Below are 18933 nucleotides of genomic sequence, written 5' to 3'. Positions count from 1 at the left end.
TCGCGTCAAACCGCGCGATTCCAACTCGGGAATGATTAGCCCAAGGACGACAGGAAACGCGCTGCACGACCCGATCGTAACAAGGGTAAGCAGATGTAAGGCCTAATTGAATATTAAGAATCCACACCTATAGTGTAAGCGTGTGATTCACCATCTCCCCTCCCCATTTGACAAAATGGGTTCGCCCACGGCGCCTCACGGCCCCGTGGGTTTTTCTTTATGCGCGGCGTTCCGCCAGTGCCGTCAAGCTGTCGCCGGTGAGCCGGCAGATGCGCCAGTCGGGCAGGATGTCGGCGCCCATCTGCTGGTAGAACCCGATCGCCGGCTCGTTCCAGTCCAGCACCGACCACTCGAATCGGCCGCAGTTGCGCTCGACCGCGATTTGCGCGAGGCGGGTCAGCATCTTGGTGCCATAGCCCTTGCCGCGGTGCGACTGGCGCACATACAGGTCTTCCAGGTACAGGCCTTTCCTGGTGAGGAAGGTCGAGAAATTATGGAAGAACAGCGCGAAGCAGACCACTTCGCCGTCCTCCTCGCCCATGATGGCTTCGCACGACGGACGCGAGCCGAACAGGCCCTCGTGCAGCAGGTCTTCGGTGGCGACCACCAGGTGTTCGAGTTTCTCGAACACGGCCAGCTCCACGATCATGGCGTGGATGTGGGTGACGTCGGTCGGGGTGGCGGGACGGATGGTAAAAGTGCTCATGGCGTTTCGAGTGGGTTGTTCAGGTTTGCGGATTGCACGGGTTTGGAAGCGGGGGCGCGCAGGGCCCAGGCCACGCTCGCCAGGCACAGCACCATGCCGGCGAATTCGACCGGACCGGGGCGGTAGCCTTCGAGCTTGATCGACAGCAGCACCGACAGCACCGGCGTGATCACGCCGATGTAGACGGTCTTCTGCGCGCCGATGCGCCCGATCAGGGTGAAGTAGGCGAAGAAGGCGATCACCGAACCGAAGATCGACAGGTAGACCAGGCCGCCCCAGTAGGTCGGGCTGCTCGGGATGACGAAGCTGTCGCCATGCGCCAGCGACCACACGGTCACCAGCGACGCGCCCCACAGCATCGACCAGGCCATGGTCAGCGGCAGGTTCTCGCACTGTTCCTTCACCTTGGTGACCACGATGCTGCCGGCGGAACTGGCGATGGTCGCAGCCAGCGCGAGGATCACGCCGGCGATGAAGGCCGGACTGCCGCCCGCCTGGAAGTCGCGCCAGGCGGCGCCGATCGAATGCCAGAACAGCAGGGCGACGCCGGCGATGGCGACCACGCCGCAGGCGATGGTGCGGCGGCTGATGCCGGTGCCGAAGAACAGGCTGCTCAGCAGCGGCGTCCAGAACACCATCAGCGCGAACACTACCGCCACCAGGCCCGAGACCACGTACTGCTCGGACTGATAAGTGCACAGGTAGGAGATGCAGAAGGTGAGCACGCCCTGCAGCGCCATCCAGCCATGGGTGCGCAGCGGCAGGCGCAGGCTGTCGCGCCGTACCAGGCAGATGAGGAACAGCGTGGCCGCGGCCAGGAAGAAGCGGTAGGCCACCGAGACGGCTGGCGGCGCTTCGCCCAGCTGCAGCGTGATGGCGTAGAAGGTGGAACCCCAGATCAGGGAGGCGACGGTGAAGAGGACGGAAGAAGGCATCGCGCGAGTATACGTGCTCCGCCGGTTTATTGCAGTGGTAGGGTGGGCGGGTCTCCCGCCCGCGCGTTCAAATCACATATGAATAGACGCACCGCGGTTATGCACCGGTTGGTTGAACGCGCGGACGGCGAAGCCGTCCACCCTACGTTAATAGGCCAGATTCATGCGGCGGTACAGGAAGGACAGCACGAACAGCGGTCCAATCAGGAGAAAGCGCAGATCCTCGAAGAAGGACGGCTTCTTGCCCTCGATCTTGTGGCCGACGAACTGCCCGATCCAGGCCACCACGAAGATCGCGATCGACACCGGCAGCACCGTCATGTCGGGCATCAGCGCCAGGAGTCCGAGCATCACGGCGCTCATCACGCCCATGCCGAGGGCGAACTGGCGCGACAGCGTCGTGTAGTAGTAGAGCGAGGCGAGCGTCGCCGCGATCGCCACCACCGGGTGGATCGCCCACAGGATGCCCAGCAGGCTCAGGACGATCAGGGGAATGCACACGAAGTGGATGATCTCGTTGGTGTGGTTGCGGTGGCTTTCGGCGTAGCGCGCCAGCAGCAGGTCGATGTTGCGGGGAGATGCGCTGTGGTCCATGTCTGTCTCCGTGTGCCTTGTTGTTTCCGTCGATTCTACACCGTCTCCAGCGCCTGTTGAACGCTCGGGCGCGGCGCCTGCAGGCGCAGGTTGGGGTGGCCCGCGAACAGCTCGGAAATCCATTCGACGAACACCCGCACCTTGGCCGACAGGTGACGGTTCTGCGGGTAGACCACGTGCACCGGCAGCGGATCGCTGCTCCACTCGGGCAGCACCTGCACCATGCGCCCGGCCCCGATGTGCTGCGCCAGCAGGTAGTCCGTCATCATGATGATGCCCAGGCCCGCCACGCCCGCCTGCACGTAGGCGTTCGAGTCGTTCAGGGCGATCGACCCGGGCAGCGCCACCTCAATGCGCTCGCCGTCGCGGGTGAAATCCCATTTCGAGATCTTGCCGGTCTTGGCCGAGAAGTAGTTGACGCAGCGGTGGCGGTCGAGGTCGCGCGGATGCTGGGGCATCCCGAAACGCGCGATGTAGGCTGGGGCGGCGGCGGTGACGAAGTTGATCACGCCGATGCGGCGCGCGATCAGGTTCGGGTCGACCAGCTCGCCGCCGCGCACGGCGCAATCCACGCCTTCCTCGACCAGGTCGACCGGGCGGTCGGTGCTGCCGAGTTCAAGCGTGATGTCCGGGTAGCGCTCGAAAAAGGCGGGCAGGGCGGGGATCAGGATTTCCGAAGCCAGCCCGGTGGGCGTGTCCACCCGCAGGCGGCCGCTCGGGCTCAGGCGGTGGCGCGAGAGCGACTCTTCGGCGTCGCGCACGTCCGACAGGATCTGCACGCAGCGTTCATAGTAGGCCGCGCCGTCCGAGGTGATCATCACCTGGCGCGTGGTGCGGTGCAGCAGCTTGACCGACAGGCTCGCTTCCAGCGTCTGTACCAGGGTCGAGACCGTCGCCTTGGGCAGGTTCAGCATTTCCGCCGCCTTGGTGAAGCTGCCGCAGTCGACCACCTGGATAAAAACTTCCATGGCCTGGAGCTTGTTCATGTGGCTCTCCCATTCCTGTTTGAGTCGATTGTTCGGCATTCTGAACAATCAATTCGTTATTGACATCTTTATCCGATTGTAGTTGAAGACTATAGTGTGTGCATCGCAACAAAATGTAAACACAAACGGAGCTGGTCATGAGCATGCGGGACGGAATCTTCACCACGGTAGCAGTGACCCTGAGCGGGGTAGCGCTGGCAGGCCTGCTGGGGACCGACGCCTATTCGCAGGCCGCCGGCGCGGAAGCGCGCGGCCTGAAGGCACTCTCGATGCAGGTCGAAACCCGGTTGGCGCTGGATTGCAAGGGCTGCCCGGAAGGCGAGTCCAGCCGCTGGGCCGCGGCGGCGCAGGGAGCCGGCCAATGAGCGCCGTCCTCGATCGCGACGAGGCCGTAACGGCCAGCGTCGAGGTGCGCGAGCTGGAAGTCGGCGGCGCGCAGGGGCCCTTGGCCGCCCGTCTCTACACCGCCGGCACACCCGCCAAGCGCGATACGCTCATCGTGTTCTTCCATGGCGGCGGCTTCGTCTCGGGTGACTTGCAGGAAGCGGACGAGTTCCTGCGCCATATGGCCCAATGCAACGACGAGCGCGCGGTGCTCGCCTCCAATTACACCCTGGCGACGGTGAGCCCCTTCCCGGCCGCGGTCGAGGACGCACACGCGGTGCTGCTGTGGACCACCAGGAACAAGTCGAGGCTCGGCTGGTCCGGCAAGAAGCTGGTGGTGATGGGCATCGAGGCCGGGGCCAACCTGGCCGCCGTCTGCGCCCTGATGGCGCGCGACCGCGCCGCACCCAAGCTGGCCGGGCAGATCCTGATCATGCCGATGCTCGATCCCGGCCTGTCGACCTGCTCGATGCGCCAGATGAACCAGTGCCCGGACCGCGAAAAAGTCACCAGCGACTGCGCCGCCGCCTACCGCGGCTACCTGCCGCACGCCGCCGACCGCGCGCATCCGTATGCCTCGCCGCTGCGATCGACCCGGCTGAAGAACCTGCCCCCGGCCCTGATCCTCTCCGCCGAGGACGACCCATTGTGCGACGAGGCCGAACAATACGGCGCCAAACTGATCAACGCCGGCGTACGCACCACGGTGCGGCGCATGCCGCCGGCACCCCTGCAGGAACGCGACGGGCGCAACGAATGTGCATGCAAGGTGCACGCGCTCGCCGAGATCGCCACCTTCCTTGCGGGACTGGATCGCTGACCGCTCAGCACCAGACTTCACTATCACTGCCTTCCCAAAACCACGTGCCGCGCGCACGAGAGAGGTCCCGTTTTTCCCAAAATTCGTCGCCAGCGCGACGTGAGGGAGCCGTCTGACGAAAGAGGTGAGCCATGAACATGCACCACCTGCGCACCGTGCGCTGTTGACCCCGGCGCCCCCTCCCAATAACGAATACGGCATCCACGCCTGCGGGCGCGGACAGGCCCTCTTTTTTCCCCGCAGCCGGCTCGTACCCGCCTGCGGACAGGGAAGTTTTGTCTCTTCAATAAGAAAGGTTGATCATGAATAAGCAACGACACATGGGCAAAGTGAAGACACTGGTCGCACCGCTGGCCGCCGCGGGCATGGCGGCGGTGCTCGCTGGTTGCGCCGACGCCAACAGCGAGGACGGCGGCGCCCCCCGCACCGCCGGTCTCGGCCGCAATCGTCATCGAAAAGCCGGGGCTTGAAACCCAGGAATTCTCGGGCCGCCTGGAAGCCGTGGAAGAGGTCGAGATCCGTTCGCGCGTCAGCGGCTACATCACCGCCGTCAACTTCAAGCCGGGCGCCGAAGTGAAGAAGGGCGAGGTGCTGTTCGTGATCGACCCGCGCCCTTACCAGGCCGAAGCCGACCGCGCCCGTGCCGACCTGGCGCGCCTGGAACTGCAGCGCGCCGAGCGCCTGCTGGCGGACAAAGCCATCGCCCAGCGCGAGTTCGACGAAAAGGCCGCCGCCCAGAAGGAACTCGACGCCAACGCGCGGGCCGCCCAGGCGCAGTTCGAGGCGGCTGTCCCAGGATGCGCGCGCCACCATGGAAGCCCTGTCCAAGGACTTCCCCGAAGGCGTCGAGTACAGCATCGTGTACGACCCGACCCAGTTCGTGCGCGAGTCGATCGACTCGGTGATCAAGACCCTGCTCGAAGCCGTGGTGCTGGTGGCCCTGGTCGTGATCGTGTTCCTGCAGACCTGGCGCGCCTCGATCATCCCGCTGCTGGCGGTGCCGGTGTCGGTGGTCGGCACCTTCGCCGTCATGTTAATGTTCGACTTCTCGATCAACACGCTGTCGCTGTTCGGACTGGTGCTGGCGATCAGCATCGTGGTCGACGACGCCATCGTGCTGGTGGAAAACGTCGAGCGCAACATCGGCAACGGGCTGTCGCCGCATGACGCCACCATCCAGGCCATGAAGGAAGTGTCGGGGCCGATCATCGCCATCGCCCTGGTGCTGTGCGCCGTGTTCGTGCCGATCGCTTTCGTCTCCGGCCTGACCGGCCAGTTCTACCGCCAGTTCGCCCTCACCATCGCGATCTCGACCGTGATCTCGGCCTTCGTTTCCTTGACGCTGGCGCCGGCCATGTCGGCCGCGCTCCTGAAAGCCCATGATGCGCCGAAGGACCGCCTGACCCGTGTCATGGGCCGGGCGCTGGGCCGCTTCTTCGCCGCCTTCAACCGCTTCTTCGGCCGTGCCTCGCACAGCTACGAAGGTGGCGTGAAGACCGTCCTGCGCCGCAAAACCGCAACGCTGGGCGTCTACCTTCTGCTGGGCGTGGCCGCGGTCTTCATGTTCAAGGTCGTGCCGCCGGGCTTCGTGCCGGCCCAGGACAAGGGCTACCTGATCGGCTTCGCCCAGCTGCCGGATGCCGCCTCGCTGGACCGCACCGATGAAGTGATCCGCAAGATGTCGTCCATCGCCAAGGACATCCCGGGCGTGGAATCCTCGATCGCCTTCCCGGGCCTGTCGATCAACGGCTTCACCAATGCGCCCAACGCCGGCATCGTGTTCACCGGCCTCAAGCCCTTCAGCGAGCGCAAGGGCAAGCCGGAGCAGTCGGCCGACGCCATCGCCGCGGAGATCAACAAGCGCATGGGAAGCGTACAGGACGCCTTCGTGATGGTGCTGCCGCCGCCTCCGGTGAACGGCCTGGGCACCACCGGCGACTTCAAACTGATGCTGGAAGACCGCGGCAACCTGGGCTACGACGCGCTGTATCAAGCCACGCAGGCGCTGCAGGCCAAGGCCTGGGGCACGCCGCAACTGGCGGGCGTGTTCTCGAGCTACCAGATCAACGTGCCGCAGCTGTTCGCGGACGTCGACCGCGTCAAGGCCAAGCAGCTCGGCGTGCCGCTGTCGACCATCTACCAGACCCTGCAGGTGAACCTGGGCTCGCTGTACGTGAACGACTTCAACCAGTTCGGCCGTACCTACCAGGTGCGGGTGCAGGCCGATGCGCAGTTCCGCTCGCAGCCGGAGCAGATCGCCCAGTTGAAGGTGCGCAACGACAAGGGCGAGATGATCCCGCTGTCCTCGCTGATGCAGCTGAAGGACAGCTACGGCCCGGACCGCGTCCAGCGCTACAACAACTACGTGGCGGCCGACATCAACGGCGGTCCGGCACCTGGCGTGTCCTCAGGCCAGGCCCAGGTCATCATGGAGCAGCTGGCGAAGGAGACCCTGCCGAAAGGGATCGCCTACGAGTGGACCGAGCTGACCTACCAGGAAGAACTGGCCGGTAACACCATGATCTACGTGTTCCCGCTGTGCGTGCTGCTGGTGTTCCTGGTGCTGGCCGCCCAATACGAAAGCTGGACCCTGCCGCTGGCGACGATCCTGATCGTGCCGATGTCGATCCTGTGCGCGCTGGCGGGCGTCAAGCTCTCCGGCGGCGACAACAACATCTTTACCCAGATCGCCCTGTTCGTGCTGGTGGGACTGGCCTCGAAGAACGCGATCCTGATCGTGGAATTCGCCCGCGAGCTGGAAGACCATGGCCGCAGCGTGCTGGAGGCCGCGCCGGAAGCGTCGCGCCTGCGCCTGCGTCCGATCCTGATGACCTCGATCGCCTTCATCATGGGTGTGGTGCCGCTGGTGTTCTCGAGCGGTGCGGGCGCCGAGATGCGCCATGCGATGGGCGTGGCGGTGTTCGCCGGCATGCTGGGCGTGACCTTCTTCGGCCTGTTCCTGACGCCGCTGTTCTACGTCCTGCTGCGCACCCTGGGAAAGCGTTTCGAGAAAAAAGCGCCGGTGGCGAAAGCGCCGGTCCTGGACCTGGAAGGAGTGCATTGAGATGAACAGCATGATCGCAAGGGGCGTGGCCCCGCTGTTGGCGGCACTGCTGCTGACCGCCTGCGCCACACCGGAGTTCAATCAGCCGGCCGTCGAGACGCCGACGGCTTTCCGAGAGTCGCAGCTGCCCGCCGAAGTGGACGGCATCGAAGGCGCGCGCTGGAGGCTGGCCCAGCCGGCCGAGCAGCAGCCGCGCGGCCAGTGGTGGCTCGCCTTTAACGACCCAGCCTTGACTTCCCTGATCGAGGAGGCCGGCGCCAACAACGCCAACCTGGCGGTGGCGGCGAGCCGCGTCAAGCAGGCCAGGGCAATTGCCGGCATCGCGCAAGCGGACCGGGCGCCGCAGGTCGGCATCGGCGTCGGCGCCCAGCGCGCCCGTCCTTCGGCCTTCGACAGCGGACTGCCGCAGGGCACGCCGACCCAGCCGGTGACGAGCTATACGGCGAACCTTACCGCCTGTCGCGGGCGCGCACCGAGCTGGCGACGGCGCGTGCCGAAGCGATCGGCCGGCAGCGCCAGCGCGCGACCGCCGAGCACGCGCTGGCGGTCCTGCTGGGTAAACCGGCATCGCACTACGTGGCCGGCAAGAGTCCGCTGCTCGACGCGACCGCGCTGCCCGCGATTCCGGCCGGCCTGCCGTCCTCGCTGCTGGAGCGCCGTCCCGACATCAACGCCGCCCAGCGCGCGATGGAAGCCTCGAATGCCCGCATCGGCGTAGCGCGCGGCGCGATGTTCCCGGCGCTGACCATCAGCGCGGCCGGCGGCGGCGTCGGCGGCGCCATGTCGGAGGTGTTCAAATGGAGCAGCCGCTCCTGGGTGCTGGGCCTCTTGACCTCGATGCCGCTCATCGACGGCGGCCGCAACCGCGCCAACGTCGAGGCTAGTTACGCGGTGCTGGAGGAATCGGTGGGTGCCTACCGCCAGAGCGTGCTCACCGCCTTTGCCGAGGTCGAGGACAACCTGGCCGGTCTGCGCATCCTCTCCAGCCAGGCCGAGCAGATCGACGCGGCGCTCTTGTCGGCGCGCCGTTCGGCCGATCTGGCGCAGAAGCTGTATGAGGCCGGCCGTTCCAGCTACCTGGAGCTGCTCGACGCCCAGCGCAACCTGGCGGCGGTCGAGCGCACGGCCGTCCAGCTGCGCGGCAACAGTGCGGTGACGACGGTGGCCTTGATCCGTACGCTGGGCGGCGGCTGGGATGCTGCCCGCAAGGATGGCGATGCCGTCGCCATGAAGTAGCACCTGTTCTTGTTGTCTCTCCAGGGGTTTTGCCCTTTGCGGCGGGTGCGTGAGTACTCGCCGCTTTTTTTCGTCCGGCTACAATCGGGGCATGGTGAATCGAACTCCCTCCTTGACTGGCCTTGCGCCGGTGCTCGCACCTGACACCCGCGTCCTCGTCCTCGGCAGCTTTCCCGGCGCCGCCTCGCTGGCCGCAGGGCGCTACTATGCCCATCCGCGAAATCAATTTTGGCGCCTGATCTCGGCGGTGATCAAGGAGGACCTGGCAAGCCTGCCGTATGAAGAACGCTTGCCGCGCCTGCTGGCGCACCGCTTCGGCCTGTGGGACGTGCTGGCCGGCTGCGAACGTGAAGGCAGCCTCGACTCCGCCATCCGCAATCCGGCCGCCAATGACTTCGAGCGCCTGCGGGACCTCTGCCCGCGACTGGAAACGGTGGGCTTCAATGGCCAGGCCTCCGGCAAGTTCGCGCCGCAGTTCGCCGCGGCCGGCTATCGCACCCTCGTGCTGCCGTCGAGTTCACCGGCGCACATGGCGATGAGCTTTGAACAGAAACTCGATCAATGGCGTGTTCTGATGACTCCGCGGAGCAGACAGTTGGGCATGCAATTGGATTGGTTGGATCAGGATTCTCTAACTGATAAAAATCAATTTAAAAGTTAAAAATTCTTTCGTTGGCCGGTTCTCAGCAAAAAACGGATGTGATGCGCTATGCTCTTTTTGTCGCTTTGGAGAAAGATATGGACCAAGAAGAATCGAAAATCTCGTCAGGCTCGCATAGCATCAATATCGGCTCGGGTACGGTGAAAAACTCTCATCTTCATGTGGGAGATGTCCACCACTACGGACGTCAATCGGCAGAGGCGATCGCGATTATCGATCGCGTGTACACCAAACCGCTCACTTTGCTTGGGACACCACTACAAGCAGGCTGGATCGTTGTCTCAGGTATCCTCGGTGTGACTGGAAGTATCGCGACCATTGCAGGTTTCTGGAAAGAGCTTTCGTTCCTGTTCGTGCTTATACTGTCGATCGCTCTTTTTTTCTTGATAGTCGGCGTGTCGCTGATCCGCCACCGCTTTGTTCGTCTACCTTATTTGCCGTTCAATGTTGAAGCGGATAGTTCGGGGAAAACGTTCATTACTAAGGTGCAAGGGAACTGTCCTCGGTGCGATGGAAAGCTGAAGTTAAGGGAAATCGGGCCGAAAGAGAACGCAAAGACGTTCGTTCGTTGCACACGTAATCCCGATCACATTTGGAATTTTGACTTCACGGTTCTGGATGAGCCGAAAGCATAAAGTACCAGGGTTGCTCGCGCAGCCCGTTGTATCAGCGAATCCGCGTCCCCGTCGCGTTCACCCGCCTTAGCTGCGCCAGCTTGGCCGAGTACAGCTGCCGCGTCTCCTGCCGCGTGCTGTTGTCGACCGCCTTGGCGATCTGTTCGCGCGCATGCTGCACGTCGCCCAGGCGCAGGTGGGTCACGCCCAGCCAGAACAGGAACTCGTCGTTGTAGGGCGCGCGTTTCAGTTCGCGCTCGAACAGGCGTCTCGCCTTGTCGAAGTCGCCCGCGCGCAGCGCCAGCATGCCCTGGTCGAAGTGGTAATAGGGCGGAAAGGGCTCGATGCTGGCGATGCGTTGCGCCAGCGCCTGGGCTTCGGCGTGCTTGCCCAGCGTGGCAAGCACCGGCTGCAGGTTGCGCATCACCATCACGTTTTCCGGCTCGCGCAGCAAGGCCGCGCGGTAGGTCTGTTCGGCCAGCGCCAGTTCGCCGTGCCGGTTGTAGATCACGCCCAGGGTATTGAGCGCCGCGATCAGGCCGGGGCGCTTGTCCACCGCGGCGCGCGCCCACCAGTAGGCGTCGTCGAGGCGGTTCTGCACCATCATCTCGGCCGCGCGGTTGTTCATGTACAGCGCGACGATGTCGTCCTCGTCCAGTTCGCGTATGCGCAGGCGTTCCGCTTCGTTCTGCGGGATGAAGTCGACCACCAGGAACTCGTGCAGGCCGTTGTCGCGAAAGCCGTTGTCGAGCGGTTCGCCGACCGCGACGTTGACGTGGGCGCTGCCCAGGTACAGGTCCGCCTCGCGGCTCCAGGCATTGCCGATGTCGACGCTGCGAAAGCGCACCGGCATGCGCAGTTCCTTCGCAAAGGCCGCGGTCATGATCACCAGCGACAGGCAGTTGCCAGTGCGGTCCGCATAGGTTTCCGCGGCGGTGCGCGTCTTCGAGGATTCGTACTCGAGCTTCAGGTCGGTCTTGCTGTACAGCGCGTCCACCAGGCCGCGCCGCAGGCCGCTCTGGCGCAGGTGCCTGTGGAACGACTGGCTGTTCAGGTAGGACAGCATCGCCGGACTGAGGGTGAACAAGTCCTTGGCGCCGACCGGCGCGCTTGGTGGCGCAAAGCGCGCGTCGGCGAAGGGAGGGAGAGGGGCGCTTGGCGGCTGCACGCTGGCGCAGCCCGCCAGCAGAGACAGGGACAGCAGGATGGCGATGCGCTTCATGATCACTCCCGGGGTACGCGGTGTCCTTACAGGCAGTATCCACCTGTACAGGAGTGATGTAAAGATATGTATCTATTGCTCGTGGAAGGCTTCCACCAGCTCGTCCAGCAGCTCGGCCGTTTCCTCGTCGGACAGCCCGAGGTAGGCGCAGGCGGCGGCGCCGCCCTTGTTCCATTCGAGCGATTCGGCATGGCCCTGGTAGCGGCAGATCGCGCTCTCGGCCAGCACCGACAGGGCAACCAGCGAGCGTACCGCGGCGGCGCTGGCGTCGTCGTCCAGCACCGCAAAATCATGATGGTGCAGGATGGCCCAGCCGACGTCGCCCGACAGGCCCCAGTTGCGCGCCAGCAGGCAGCCGAGCGCCGCGTGGGAGGTAGAGTGGCGCTCCTCCTCGAGCACGGTGAATGCGCGCTGCGTTTCCAGCGAGGCGGCGGCATAGGTCGCGGCGTAGTCGGGGAAGCGCTCCATCAGCAGCGGCACGCCGGTGTCGCAGAACAGGCCGAAGGTATGGGCCACGTCCGGCTCGCCGATGCGCAGACGGCGCGACAGGAACACCATGGCCTGGGCGCGGCGGGTCGAGATGTCCCAGAAGCTGGCCAGCGCGGCGCTGTTGGCGGGAATCGCCTGGCGCGCCAGCAGGCCGGTCATCAGGGCCGCCACCTGATTAATGCCCAGGAACAGGATCGCCTGCTCGATCGACTTGGCCTTGCGCCGGCCGCCGTAGATCGCCGAATTGGCCAGCTTGAGCAGCGCGCCGGACATGCCGACGTCGCTCGCCACGATCTTGCCGATCGCTTCAGGGGAGGGGTCTTCCGATGCCAGTTCGCGCTGCATGTCGGCAAGCAGGCTCGGCCGCGGTGGGATGCGGATCGATTTGATCAGGGCATCGACCTGGTCGAGGTGCGGGACGGGATCGGCGACGGTATTCATGGGCGGGCAGGAGGGATTGCGGAAGGGAGCAACCAACCGTGCCACTATACCCCAGCACTTATTTTATTGCAGCAAAGCAATGCAAAATGCTTGCCGTTAAAACCATATTTTGTGTCAATTTAACCAAAGCGACACCCTCATATCGGCCGGGTTAGAATCCCTGCATGGCCATTTCGACAATAGCAGGAATCGATTTTTCCCAGCCGGCGGACATCGTGGCGCGCCAGCTGATCGGCGTGACGGTGCTGGTGGACGGCGTCGGCGGCAGGATCGTCGAGACCGAAGCCTACGACCGCGAAGACCCGGCTTCGCACGCCTTTTCCGGTCCCACCGAGCGCAATGCCTCGATGTTCGGGCCGCCCGCCCATGCCTATGTTTACCGCTCCTACGGCATCCATTGGTGCCTGAATTTCGTGTGCCGTGAAGAGGGCCACGGCGCCGGGGTGCTGATCCGCGCGCTGGAGCCGCTCGCCGGACTGGACGAGATGCGCCGGCGCCGCGATGCGATGGATGAGTGGCTGCTGTGCTCCGGTCCGGGCAAGCTGTGCCAGGCCCTGGGCGTGACCCGCGCCCTCAACGGCATGGCCATCTCGCAGCCGCCGTTCGAGATCCTTCCCGCCCCGCCGGGACTGGAGGTCGTGACCGGGCCGCGTATCGGGATTTCCAAGGCGATGGACGTACCCTGGCGTTTCGGGCTCGCGGGCTCGCGTTACGTGAGCCGTCCGTTCCGCTGACCCTCAGGCACTGCGCCGCCGCTGCGCGCCTTTGCTAGGGGCAGCCGGCAGCGCCGCCAGCGCGCGTCCGCGCATCGGACTGCCGGCCGCGCGCCGCTCGCGCAGGCCCTGGAAGCCTTCGTCGCCGTCCTCTTCCGCTTCTTGCCCATCCTCGGCCTGCGCCTCCGCGATGACGTCGGCGTCGTCGCCGTCGAACTTGAAGATCGACACCGCCTTGGCCAGGTTGACGGTCTGCTCGTGCAGGCTTTCGGCCGCCGCCGCGGCCTGTTCCACCAGCGCCGCGTTCTGCTGGGTCATGCCGTCCATCTGGCCGACCGCTTTGTTCACTTCGGCAATGCCGTCGGCCTGCTCGGTGCTGGCGATGCTGATGCGGCCGATGATGTCGTTCACCTGGCGCACCGAGGCGACGATGTCGCCCATGCTGGCGCCGGCCTCGCTCACCGAGGCGCTGCCGTCCTCGATGATCTTCACCGAGTCGGCGATCAGCCCCTTGATCTCGCGCGCCGCCGCCGCCGAGCGCTGGGCCAGCGTGCGCACTTCGGCGGCCACCACCGCGAAGCCGCGTCCCTGTTCGCCGGCGCGCGCCGCTTCCACCGCGGCGTTCAGGGCCAGCAGGTTGGTCTGGAAGGAGATGCCGTCGATGACGCCGGTGATCTCGACGATCTTGCGCGAGCTGGCCTGGATCGATTCCATCGTCGCCACCGCCCGGCCGACCGCCTGGCCGCCGTTCAAGGCCAGCTGCTGCGCCTCGGCCGCGAGGTTCGAGGCCAGGCGCGCATTGTTGGCGTTCTCCTTCACCGCCGTGGTCAGTTCTTCCATGGTGCTGGCGGTCTGTTCGAGCGAACCGGCCTGCAGCTCGGTGCGGGTCGACAGGTCCAGGTTGCCGGTGGCGATTTCCTTCGACGCGGTGTCGATCGAGCGCACCGAGTGCAGGATGCTGTTCAGGGCGCCGTTCAGGCGCGAGATGGAATGGTCGAGCGCGCGCGAGGTGTCGGCGATCTCGTCGCGTCCGCCGCCCGGGGTGCCGGACGGGCGCAGGCGGCCCTCGGCCAGGTCGTTCACCACGGTGGCGATCGACTGGATATCGGCCAGCATGGCGCGCCGCACCAGCATCGTCACCAGGAGGGACAAGGTGATCGACAGCAGCACCAGGCCGGCCATGCTCAGGCCGAGGGTACGGAACTCGGCCTTGGCAGCGGCGTGCGCATCCACGCTCAGCTTCTTTTCCAGCGCCGCCAGGGTCTGCAGGCCGCTGTCGAGGGCGACGAACTGCTTCTCGGCCTTCTGCATCGAATTGGTGGCGATCGACTGGTCGACCTGAGCCAGTTCGATGGTCTCGGCCACCATCTTGCGGTAGCCCGCCAGCGCGGCCAGCGCGTTCTCGATCGGCGTGCGCTCGCCCGGTGCGGCGCCCTTCGACAGTTCATCCAGCTTGTTCTTGACCGCCCCATGCTTCTTGTGGATGTCGGCGGTCAGGGCGTCCAGGCGGGTTTTCGCGAAGCTGCCGTTCACCCAGGCCAGCAGCTGGTAGATGTTGGCATGCGCGAAGCGCGCTTCGCCGGCCACGTCGGCCACGGCCTGCAGGCGCGCGGCGCGCACTTGCACCATGTGCTCGAGCGAGGCGTTCTGGCGCACCATGCCGTAATAAGCGGCTGCCGACAGCAGCGTCAGCAGCACCAGCACCAGGCCCGGAGCCAGCAGGAGTTTCGGGCCGATCCTCAGTTTGTTCAGCATGCTTGACTCCGGGCGTGGACGAAAGGGCGGGACGCTTTATTTCTTGTAGATGCCGACTTCCAGCACCACGTCGTCGACGCGCTGGATGAAGGTCGTCTTCGGCTCGATCTTGCCGCTGGTCGGATTCTTGTACTGGTAGTCGACCCAGCCCTTGCCCTTGGCGGCGGCCAGTTCGATGATCTCGCGGCGGTACTTCTTGCCGTTTGCGTCCGGCACGTCGGTCAGGTCCTTGCCGACGATCGAGGGGTTGTAGGGGTGGGCCAGCACGATGCCGGTCTTCAGGTCGCGGATGTCCATGTAGAGCTCGCCCTGGACATATTCCGCATCCTTCGCGTTGATCTTCTTCATCATTTCGTCCTTGCCCTTGGCCTTGACCAGGGCAACGCCGCGTTCGACCATCGCGATGGCGTCCTTCTCGGTCGGGCCGTTGGCAAGGGCAGGGGTGGCGGCGATGGCCAGGCACAGGGCGGCGGCGGTGGCGAACAGTTTCATGTTGACTCCTTGAGTGAATGTTCTGGGATCAATATTGCTAAAGTGCATTGGCAAATGTACCGGGCTGTGACGAGCGCGAGTTGCGATCGCGCAATCGCATTGCGGAGTCGGGGCAGGAAGCTTGCGCATTCGTGTCTCATCCACATTGCATGCAAATCAAGGCTGATGTTGTTTTCAGGCAGAGGTCGTTGTTTCAATGTAAACAGCTCATGTAGAATCGTCAGCTTTTATTGATGAGCTGGCATGAAGCGAGAGACACAGATCCCCATCGCGGATCCGCTGGGAAAAGCAGCCCACACAGCGGGGCACCTGGCCTACCGCCGCGACATCGACGGCCTGCGCGCCGTCGCCGTGCTGTCGGTGGTGCTGTTCCACGCCTTCCCTGCGGTGCTGCGGGGCGGTTTCATCGGCGTCGACATCTTCTTCGTGATTTCCGGCTTCCTGATCACCAGCATCCTGCTGCGCGAACTGGAGGCGGGCAGCTTCAGCTTCGCCGGCTTCTACGCCCGCCGCGTGCGGCGCATCTTCCCGGCGCTGGTGCTGGTGCTCGGCGCCTGCCTGGCCTTCGGCTGGCTGGCCCTGTTCCCTGACGAATATCAGCAGCTCGGCAAGCACGTGGTCGGCGGCGCTGGCTTCGCGGCCAACTTCTTCTACTGGGCCCAGGTCGGCTACTTCGACACCGCGGCCGACACCAAGCCGCTGCTGCACCTGTGGTCGCTCGGCATCGAGGAGCAGTTCTATATCCTGTGGCCGGTCGTCCTCCTGCTGGGCTGGCGGCTGCGCATGAATCTGCTGACGGTGGCCGCGGTGCTGGCGCTGGCCTCGTTCGCCGTCAACCTGGGCGGCATCGCCGGCCACCCCAGCGCTACCTTCTATTCACCCGCCAGCCGTGCCTGGGAACTGCTGCTGGGCGCCGGCCTGGCCTGCCTGCAAGCGCGCCCGGGCGCCGCCGCGCCGCGCCTGGCGCCGGCGCCGAACCTGCTGGCCTGGCTTGGCGCGGCCCTGCTGGCCGCCGGCCTGGTCCTGATTACCCGGGAAGACCCGTTCCCCGGCTGGCGCGCGCTGCTGCCCGCGCTGGGCGCGCTCCTGCTCATCGGCGCCGGGCCGCAGGCCTGGCTCAACCGCGTGCTGCTGTCGAACCGCCTCATGGTCTGGATCGGGCTGGTGAGTTATCCGCTCTACCTGTGGCATTGGCCGCTGCTGTCCTTTGCCCAGATCGTCGAATCGCGCGAGCCGGCGCCCGCCATCCGCGCCGCGGCGGTGCTGCTGGCCCTCCTGCTGGCCTGGCTGACCTACCGGGTGGTGGAGCGCCCGCTGCGCGGCGGCGGCGGCCGTGCCAAAGTCGCGGCGCTGAGCGCGATGATGCTGGCCTGCGCCGCCGTTGGCGGCTACATCTACCTGAACGACGGCCTGCCGGCGCGCAAGCCCGTCCAGGACAACCTGGCCAACCACAAGGCCCTGGTGCTGGTCGAGGACAAGGCCAATGCCGAGGCCTGCAAGAAGCGCTACGGTTTCGACTCGATCTATGAATACTGCCTGCAGGCCGATCCCGCGCAGGACCCGACCGTGATACTGCTGGGCGATAGCCATGCCTACCACGTGGTAGCCGGCCTGACGAAGTACTACAGCAGCGTCGGCGAGAACCTGCTGATGCTGGGTACCCGCCATCCCTACTGGGGGCTCGACCCACAGGGCGATCCCTACCAGCAGGCGACCCAGCCGATGCTGGAACTGGCCCTCGGCATGCCCTCGGTGAAGACCGTGGTGTTCTCGACCCACCTGCGCTTCGGCAGCGCGCCCGAGCAGCGGGTCTGGGTGGATGCGGCGCGCGAAACCTTCCGCCGTTTCAACGCGGCCGGCAAGCGGGTGATCTTCATGAACGACGTGCCCATCATCAGCTTCGACCCGCGTTCCTGCATCAAGCGCGCCGGCGTGGCCTCGTCGGCTACCCGCATGCCCTGCGCGATCACGCGCGCCGATTGGGAGCAGCAGATGGTGTCGCACCGCGCAGTGCTGGGCGCCCTGGCCCGCGAGTTCCCGCAGATCGCCTGGTTCGATTCGTCCACGGCCCTGTGCGACGACAGCGCCTGCCACGCCATGATCGACGGACGCCTGATGTACCGCGACAACAACCACCTGAGCTACGACGGCGACCTGCTGGTCGGCAGGCACTTTGCCGAATGGATGCGCCGGCGCGCGCCGCAATAAGATGGACGGCCCGGACCATGCGCTCCGGGTCGTCTTGTCCAGTAGTTGTCCCGTTTTGCCTCCCCTTGTTTTAACCCCCACCGTAGGAACAATCTGATTGATTGACGGCAATTCTCCGAGGCTTCTCGCAACATAAGATGAATTCTTACCGGCAACGTTTTACCCATGCCGACTAATTCATCCCTCGTTTCCTGGAGAATCCCTGTGATCACGACCGAATCGACGCCCTCCAAGTTCAAGCCCTATACCCGCCAGACGATCCACTCGGCGCGCCAATGGCAATGGCTGACGCCTGAGCTGCAGGAAGCCGTCCAGGTGGTGTCCCATGTGCTGCCGTTCCGCGTGAACGCCTACGTGCTGGAGGAGCTGATCGACTGGGACAAGGTGCCGGACGATCCGATCTACCGGCTCACCTTCCCGCACCGCGACATGTTGCCCGCCAGCGAATACGAACAGCTGCGCGACCTGGTGCTGTACAAGAAGGACGAGGCGGCCATTGCGAAGCTGGTGCACGGCATCCGGATGCGCATGAACCCGCACCCGGCCGGCCAGATGACGCACAACGTCCCGCGCGTCAACGACGCGCCGCTCAAGGGCCTGCAGCACAAGTACAAGGAAACCGTGCTGTTCTTCCCGAGCTCGGGCCAGACCTGCCACGCCTACTGCACCTTCTGCTTCCGCTGGCCGCAGTTCGTCGGCATGGACGACATGAAGTTCGATGCGCGCGAATGCAGCGAGCTGGTGTCCTACCTCGAGACCCACCAGGACGTCACCGACGTATTGATCACCGGGGGCGACCCAATGATCATGAACACGCGTTCGCTGGCCGAGTTCCTCGAGCCGCTGCTCGAACCGAACCTGGCGCACATCCAGAACATCCGCATCGGCACCAAGTCGGTGGCCTACTGGCCGCAGCGCTTCGTGTCGGACAAGGACAGCGACGACCTGATGCGCCTGTTCGAGAAGGTGGTCAGGTCGGGCAAGAACCTCGCGATCATGGGCCACTACAACCATGCGGTCGAGCTGCGCCATCCGATCGCCCAGCAGGCGGTCAAGCGCATCGTCGGCACCGGCGCCACGCTGCGCATGCAGGGGCCCCTGATCCGCCACATCAACGAAGACCCGAAGAGCTGGGCCGAGCTGTGGACCACCGGCGTGCGCCTGGGCGCGATCCCGTACTACATGTTCGTCGAGCGCGACACCGGGCCGCGCGACTACTTCTCGCTGCCGCTGGCGCGCGCGCACCAGATCTTCCAGGAGGCCTACTCGATGGTGTCGGGCCTGTCGCGCACGGTGCGCGGCCCCTCGATGAGCGCTTTCCCGGGCAAGGTGGTGATCGACGGTGTGGTCACGATCAATGGCGAGAAGCTGTTCGCGCTGCAGTTCCTGCAGGCGCGCAATCCGGAATGGGTGCGCCGTCCCTTCTTCGCCAAGTACGATCCGGACGCCACCTGGCTCGACCACCTGAAGCCGGCCTTCGGGCGCGACAAGTTCTTCTTCGAGCAGGAGAGCGAAGGCCCGCTGCGCGGACCCGGCGGACGTGTGATCCCGCTGGTGCCGGCGGGACAGGCATGCAGCGAAGCCGGCGGCGCTACCCAGGACGCAGCCTGAAC

The 18933-nt window shown here is 65.2% G+C and carries 17 protein-coding genes and 2 pseudogenes; 10 read left to right on the top strand and 9 right to left on the bottom strand.

What is annotated here, in order from left to right:
• Positions 1-217: 217 nt before the first annotated feature.
• The 4 genes from MasN3_RS23330 to MasN3_RS23315 all read right to left on the bottom strand — a co-directional run bounded on the left by MasN3_RS23330 (position 218) and on the right by MasN3_RS23315 (position 3221).
• Complete coding sequence (locus MasN3_RS23330; protein ID WP_281910604.1) at positions 218-706, bottom strand: GNAT family N-acetyltransferase; 489 nt, start codon at positions 704-706, stop codon at positions 218-220.
• Entirely contained in the window at positions 703-1641 is a 939-nt protein-coding gene (locus tag MasN3_RS23325) for a DMT family transporter (protein ID WP_281910603.1), read from the bottom strand. The genes MasN3_RS23330 and MasN3_RS23325 overlap by 4 nt, the downstream gene beginning before the upstream one ends.
• Positions 1642-1788: 147 nt before the next feature.
• Positions 1789-2235, bottom strand: coding sequence for an Mpo1 family 2-hydroxy fatty acid dioxygenase (locus MasN3_RS23320; protein WP_281910602.1), 447 nt, complete (start codon positions 2233-2235; stop codon positions 1789-1791).
• A 35-nt stretch (positions 2236-2270) separates the two neighbouring features.
• On the bottom strand, positions 2271-3221 hold the full coding sequence (locus MasN3_RS23315; RefSeq protein WP_281910599.1) for a LysR family transcriptional regulator: 951 nt from the start codon (positions 3219-3221) through the stop codon (positions 2271-2273).
• Between the two features lie 137 nt (positions 3222-3358).
• Between MasN3_RS23315 and MasN3_RS23310 the strand changes: the two genes are divergently transcribed.
• The 4 genes and pseudogenes from MasN3_RS23310 to MasN3_RS23295 form a co-directional block, all read left to right on the top strand.
• Positions 3359-3586, top strand: a complete 228-nt coding sequence (locus MasN3_RS23310) for a hypothetical protein (RefSeq protein ID WP_281910597.1) — start codon at positions 3359-3361, stop codon at positions 3584-3586.
• Positions 3583-4425, top strand: a complete 843-nt coding sequence (locus MasN3_RS23305; RefSeq protein WP_281910595.1) for an alpha/beta hydrolase — start codon at positions 3583-3585, stop codon at positions 4423-4425. Before MasN3_RS23310 ends, MasN3_RS23305 begins: the two co-directional genes overlap by 4 nt.
• A gap of 302 nt (positions 4426-4727) precedes the next feature.
• Positions 4728-5214: pseudogene (locus MasN3_RS23300) on the top strand (efflux RND transporter periplasmic adaptor subunit); the annotation flags it as partial.
• Positions 5192-7489 (top strand): annotated as a pseudogene (locus MasN3_RS23295) (efflux RND transporter permease subunit); the annotation flags it as partial. The pseudogenes MasN3_RS23300 and MasN3_RS23295, both read left to right, overlap by 23 nt.
• A gap of 81 nt (positions 7490-7570) precedes the next feature.
• Here the strand turns inward: MasN3_RS23295 and MasN3_RS25345 are convergent.
• A complete protein-coding gene (locus MasN3_RS25345) occupies positions 7571-7903 on the bottom strand; it encodes a hypothetical protein (protein WP_370662313.1) in 333 nt (110 codons plus the stop codon).
• 162 nt (positions 7904-8065) lie between these two features.
• Between MasN3_RS25345 and MasN3_RS25340 the strand changes: the two genes are divergently transcribed.
• The 3 genes from MasN3_RS25340 (at position 8066) to MasN3_RS23280 (ending at position 10021) form a co-directional block, all read left to right on the top strand.
• Positions 8066-8725 carry a TolC family protein gene (locus MasN3_RS25340; protein WP_370662312.1) on the top strand — a complete coding sequence of 220 codons (660 nt, stop codon included), beginning with the start codon at positions 8066-8068 and terminating at the stop codon, positions 8723-8725.
• Positions 8726-8816: 91 nt separating this feature from the next.
• Positions 8817-9386 carry a DNA-deoxyinosine glycosylase gene (locus MasN3_RS23285; RefSeq protein ID WP_281914581.1) on the top strand — a complete coding sequence of 190 codons (570 nt, stop codon included), beginning with the start codon at positions 8817-8819 and terminating at the stop codon, positions 9384-9386.
• A gap of 77 nt (positions 9387-9463) precedes the next feature.
• Positions 9464-10021 carry a hypothetical protein gene (locus tag MasN3_RS23280; RefSeq protein WP_281910594.1) on the top strand — a complete coding sequence of 186 codons (558 nt, stop codon included), beginning with the start codon at positions 9464-9466 and terminating at the stop codon, positions 10019-10021.
• 31 nt (positions 10022-10052) lie between these two features.
• Here MasN3_RS23280 and MasN3_RS23275 read toward each other — a convergent pair whose 3' ends face one another.
• Both MasN3_RS23275 and MasN3_RS23270 read right to left on the bottom strand, forming a co-directional pair.
• Positions 10053-11222, bottom strand: coding sequence for a tetratricopeptide repeat protein (locus tag MasN3_RS23275; RefSeq protein WP_281910592.1), 1170 nt, complete (start codon positions 11220-11222; stop codon positions 10053-10055).
• Between the two features lie 72 nt (positions 11223-11294).
• Complete coding sequence (locus MasN3_RS23270) at positions 11295-12152, bottom strand: HDOD domain-containing protein (RefSeq protein ID WP_281910590.1); 858 nt, start codon at positions 12150-12152, stop codon at positions 11295-11297.
• Positions 12153-12316: 164 nt separating this feature from the next.
• Between MasN3_RS23270 and MasN3_RS23265 the strand changes: the two genes are divergently transcribed.
• Positions 12317-12886 carry a DNA-3-methyladenine glycosylase gene (locus MasN3_RS23265; RefSeq protein WP_281910588.1) on the top strand — a complete coding sequence of 190 codons (570 nt, stop codon included), beginning with the start codon at positions 12317-12319 and terminating at the stop codon, positions 12884-12886.
• 3 nt (positions 12887-12889) lie between these two features.
• Here the strand turns inward: MasN3_RS23265 and MasN3_RS23260 are convergent, their stop codons facing one another.
• Together MasN3_RS23260 and MasN3_RS23255 are read right to left on the bottom strand one after the other, a co-directional pair.
• A complete protein-coding gene (locus MasN3_RS23260; protein WP_281910587.1) occupies positions 12890-14620 on the bottom strand; it encodes a methyl-accepting chemotaxis protein in 1731 nt (576 codons plus the stop codon).
• A gap of 36 nt (positions 14621-14656) precedes the next feature.
• Positions 14657-15112, bottom strand: a complete 456-nt coding sequence (locus MasN3_RS23255) for a cache domain-containing protein (RefSeq protein ID WP_281910584.1) — start codon at positions 15110-15112, stop codon at positions 14657-14659.
• A gap of 243 nt (positions 15113-15355) precedes the next feature.
• On the opposite strand from MasN3_RS23255, the gene MasN3_RS23250 reads away from it, so the two are divergent.
• Complete coding sequence (locus tag MasN3_RS23250) at positions 15356-17320, top strand: acyltransferase family protein (RefSeq protein WP_281910583.1); 1965 nt, start codon at positions 15356-15358, stop codon at positions 17318-17320.
• 204 nt (positions 17321-17524) lie between these two features.
• A complete protein-coding gene (locus MasN3_RS23245; protein ID WP_281910582.1) occupies positions 17525-18931 on the top strand; it encodes a KamA family radical SAM protein in 1407 nt (468 codons plus the stop codon).
• Positions 18932-18933 lie beyond the last annotated feature (2 nt).

Source organism: Massilia varians, from assembly GCF_027923905.1.
In the GTDB taxonomy this organism is placed as follows: Bacteria; Pseudomonadota; Gammaproteobacteria; order Burkholderiales; family Burkholderiaceae_D; genus Telluria; species Telluria varians_B.
Note: the sequence above shows the minus strand (reverse complement) of the source record. Positions and strands in the feature narration are given on the sequence as shown.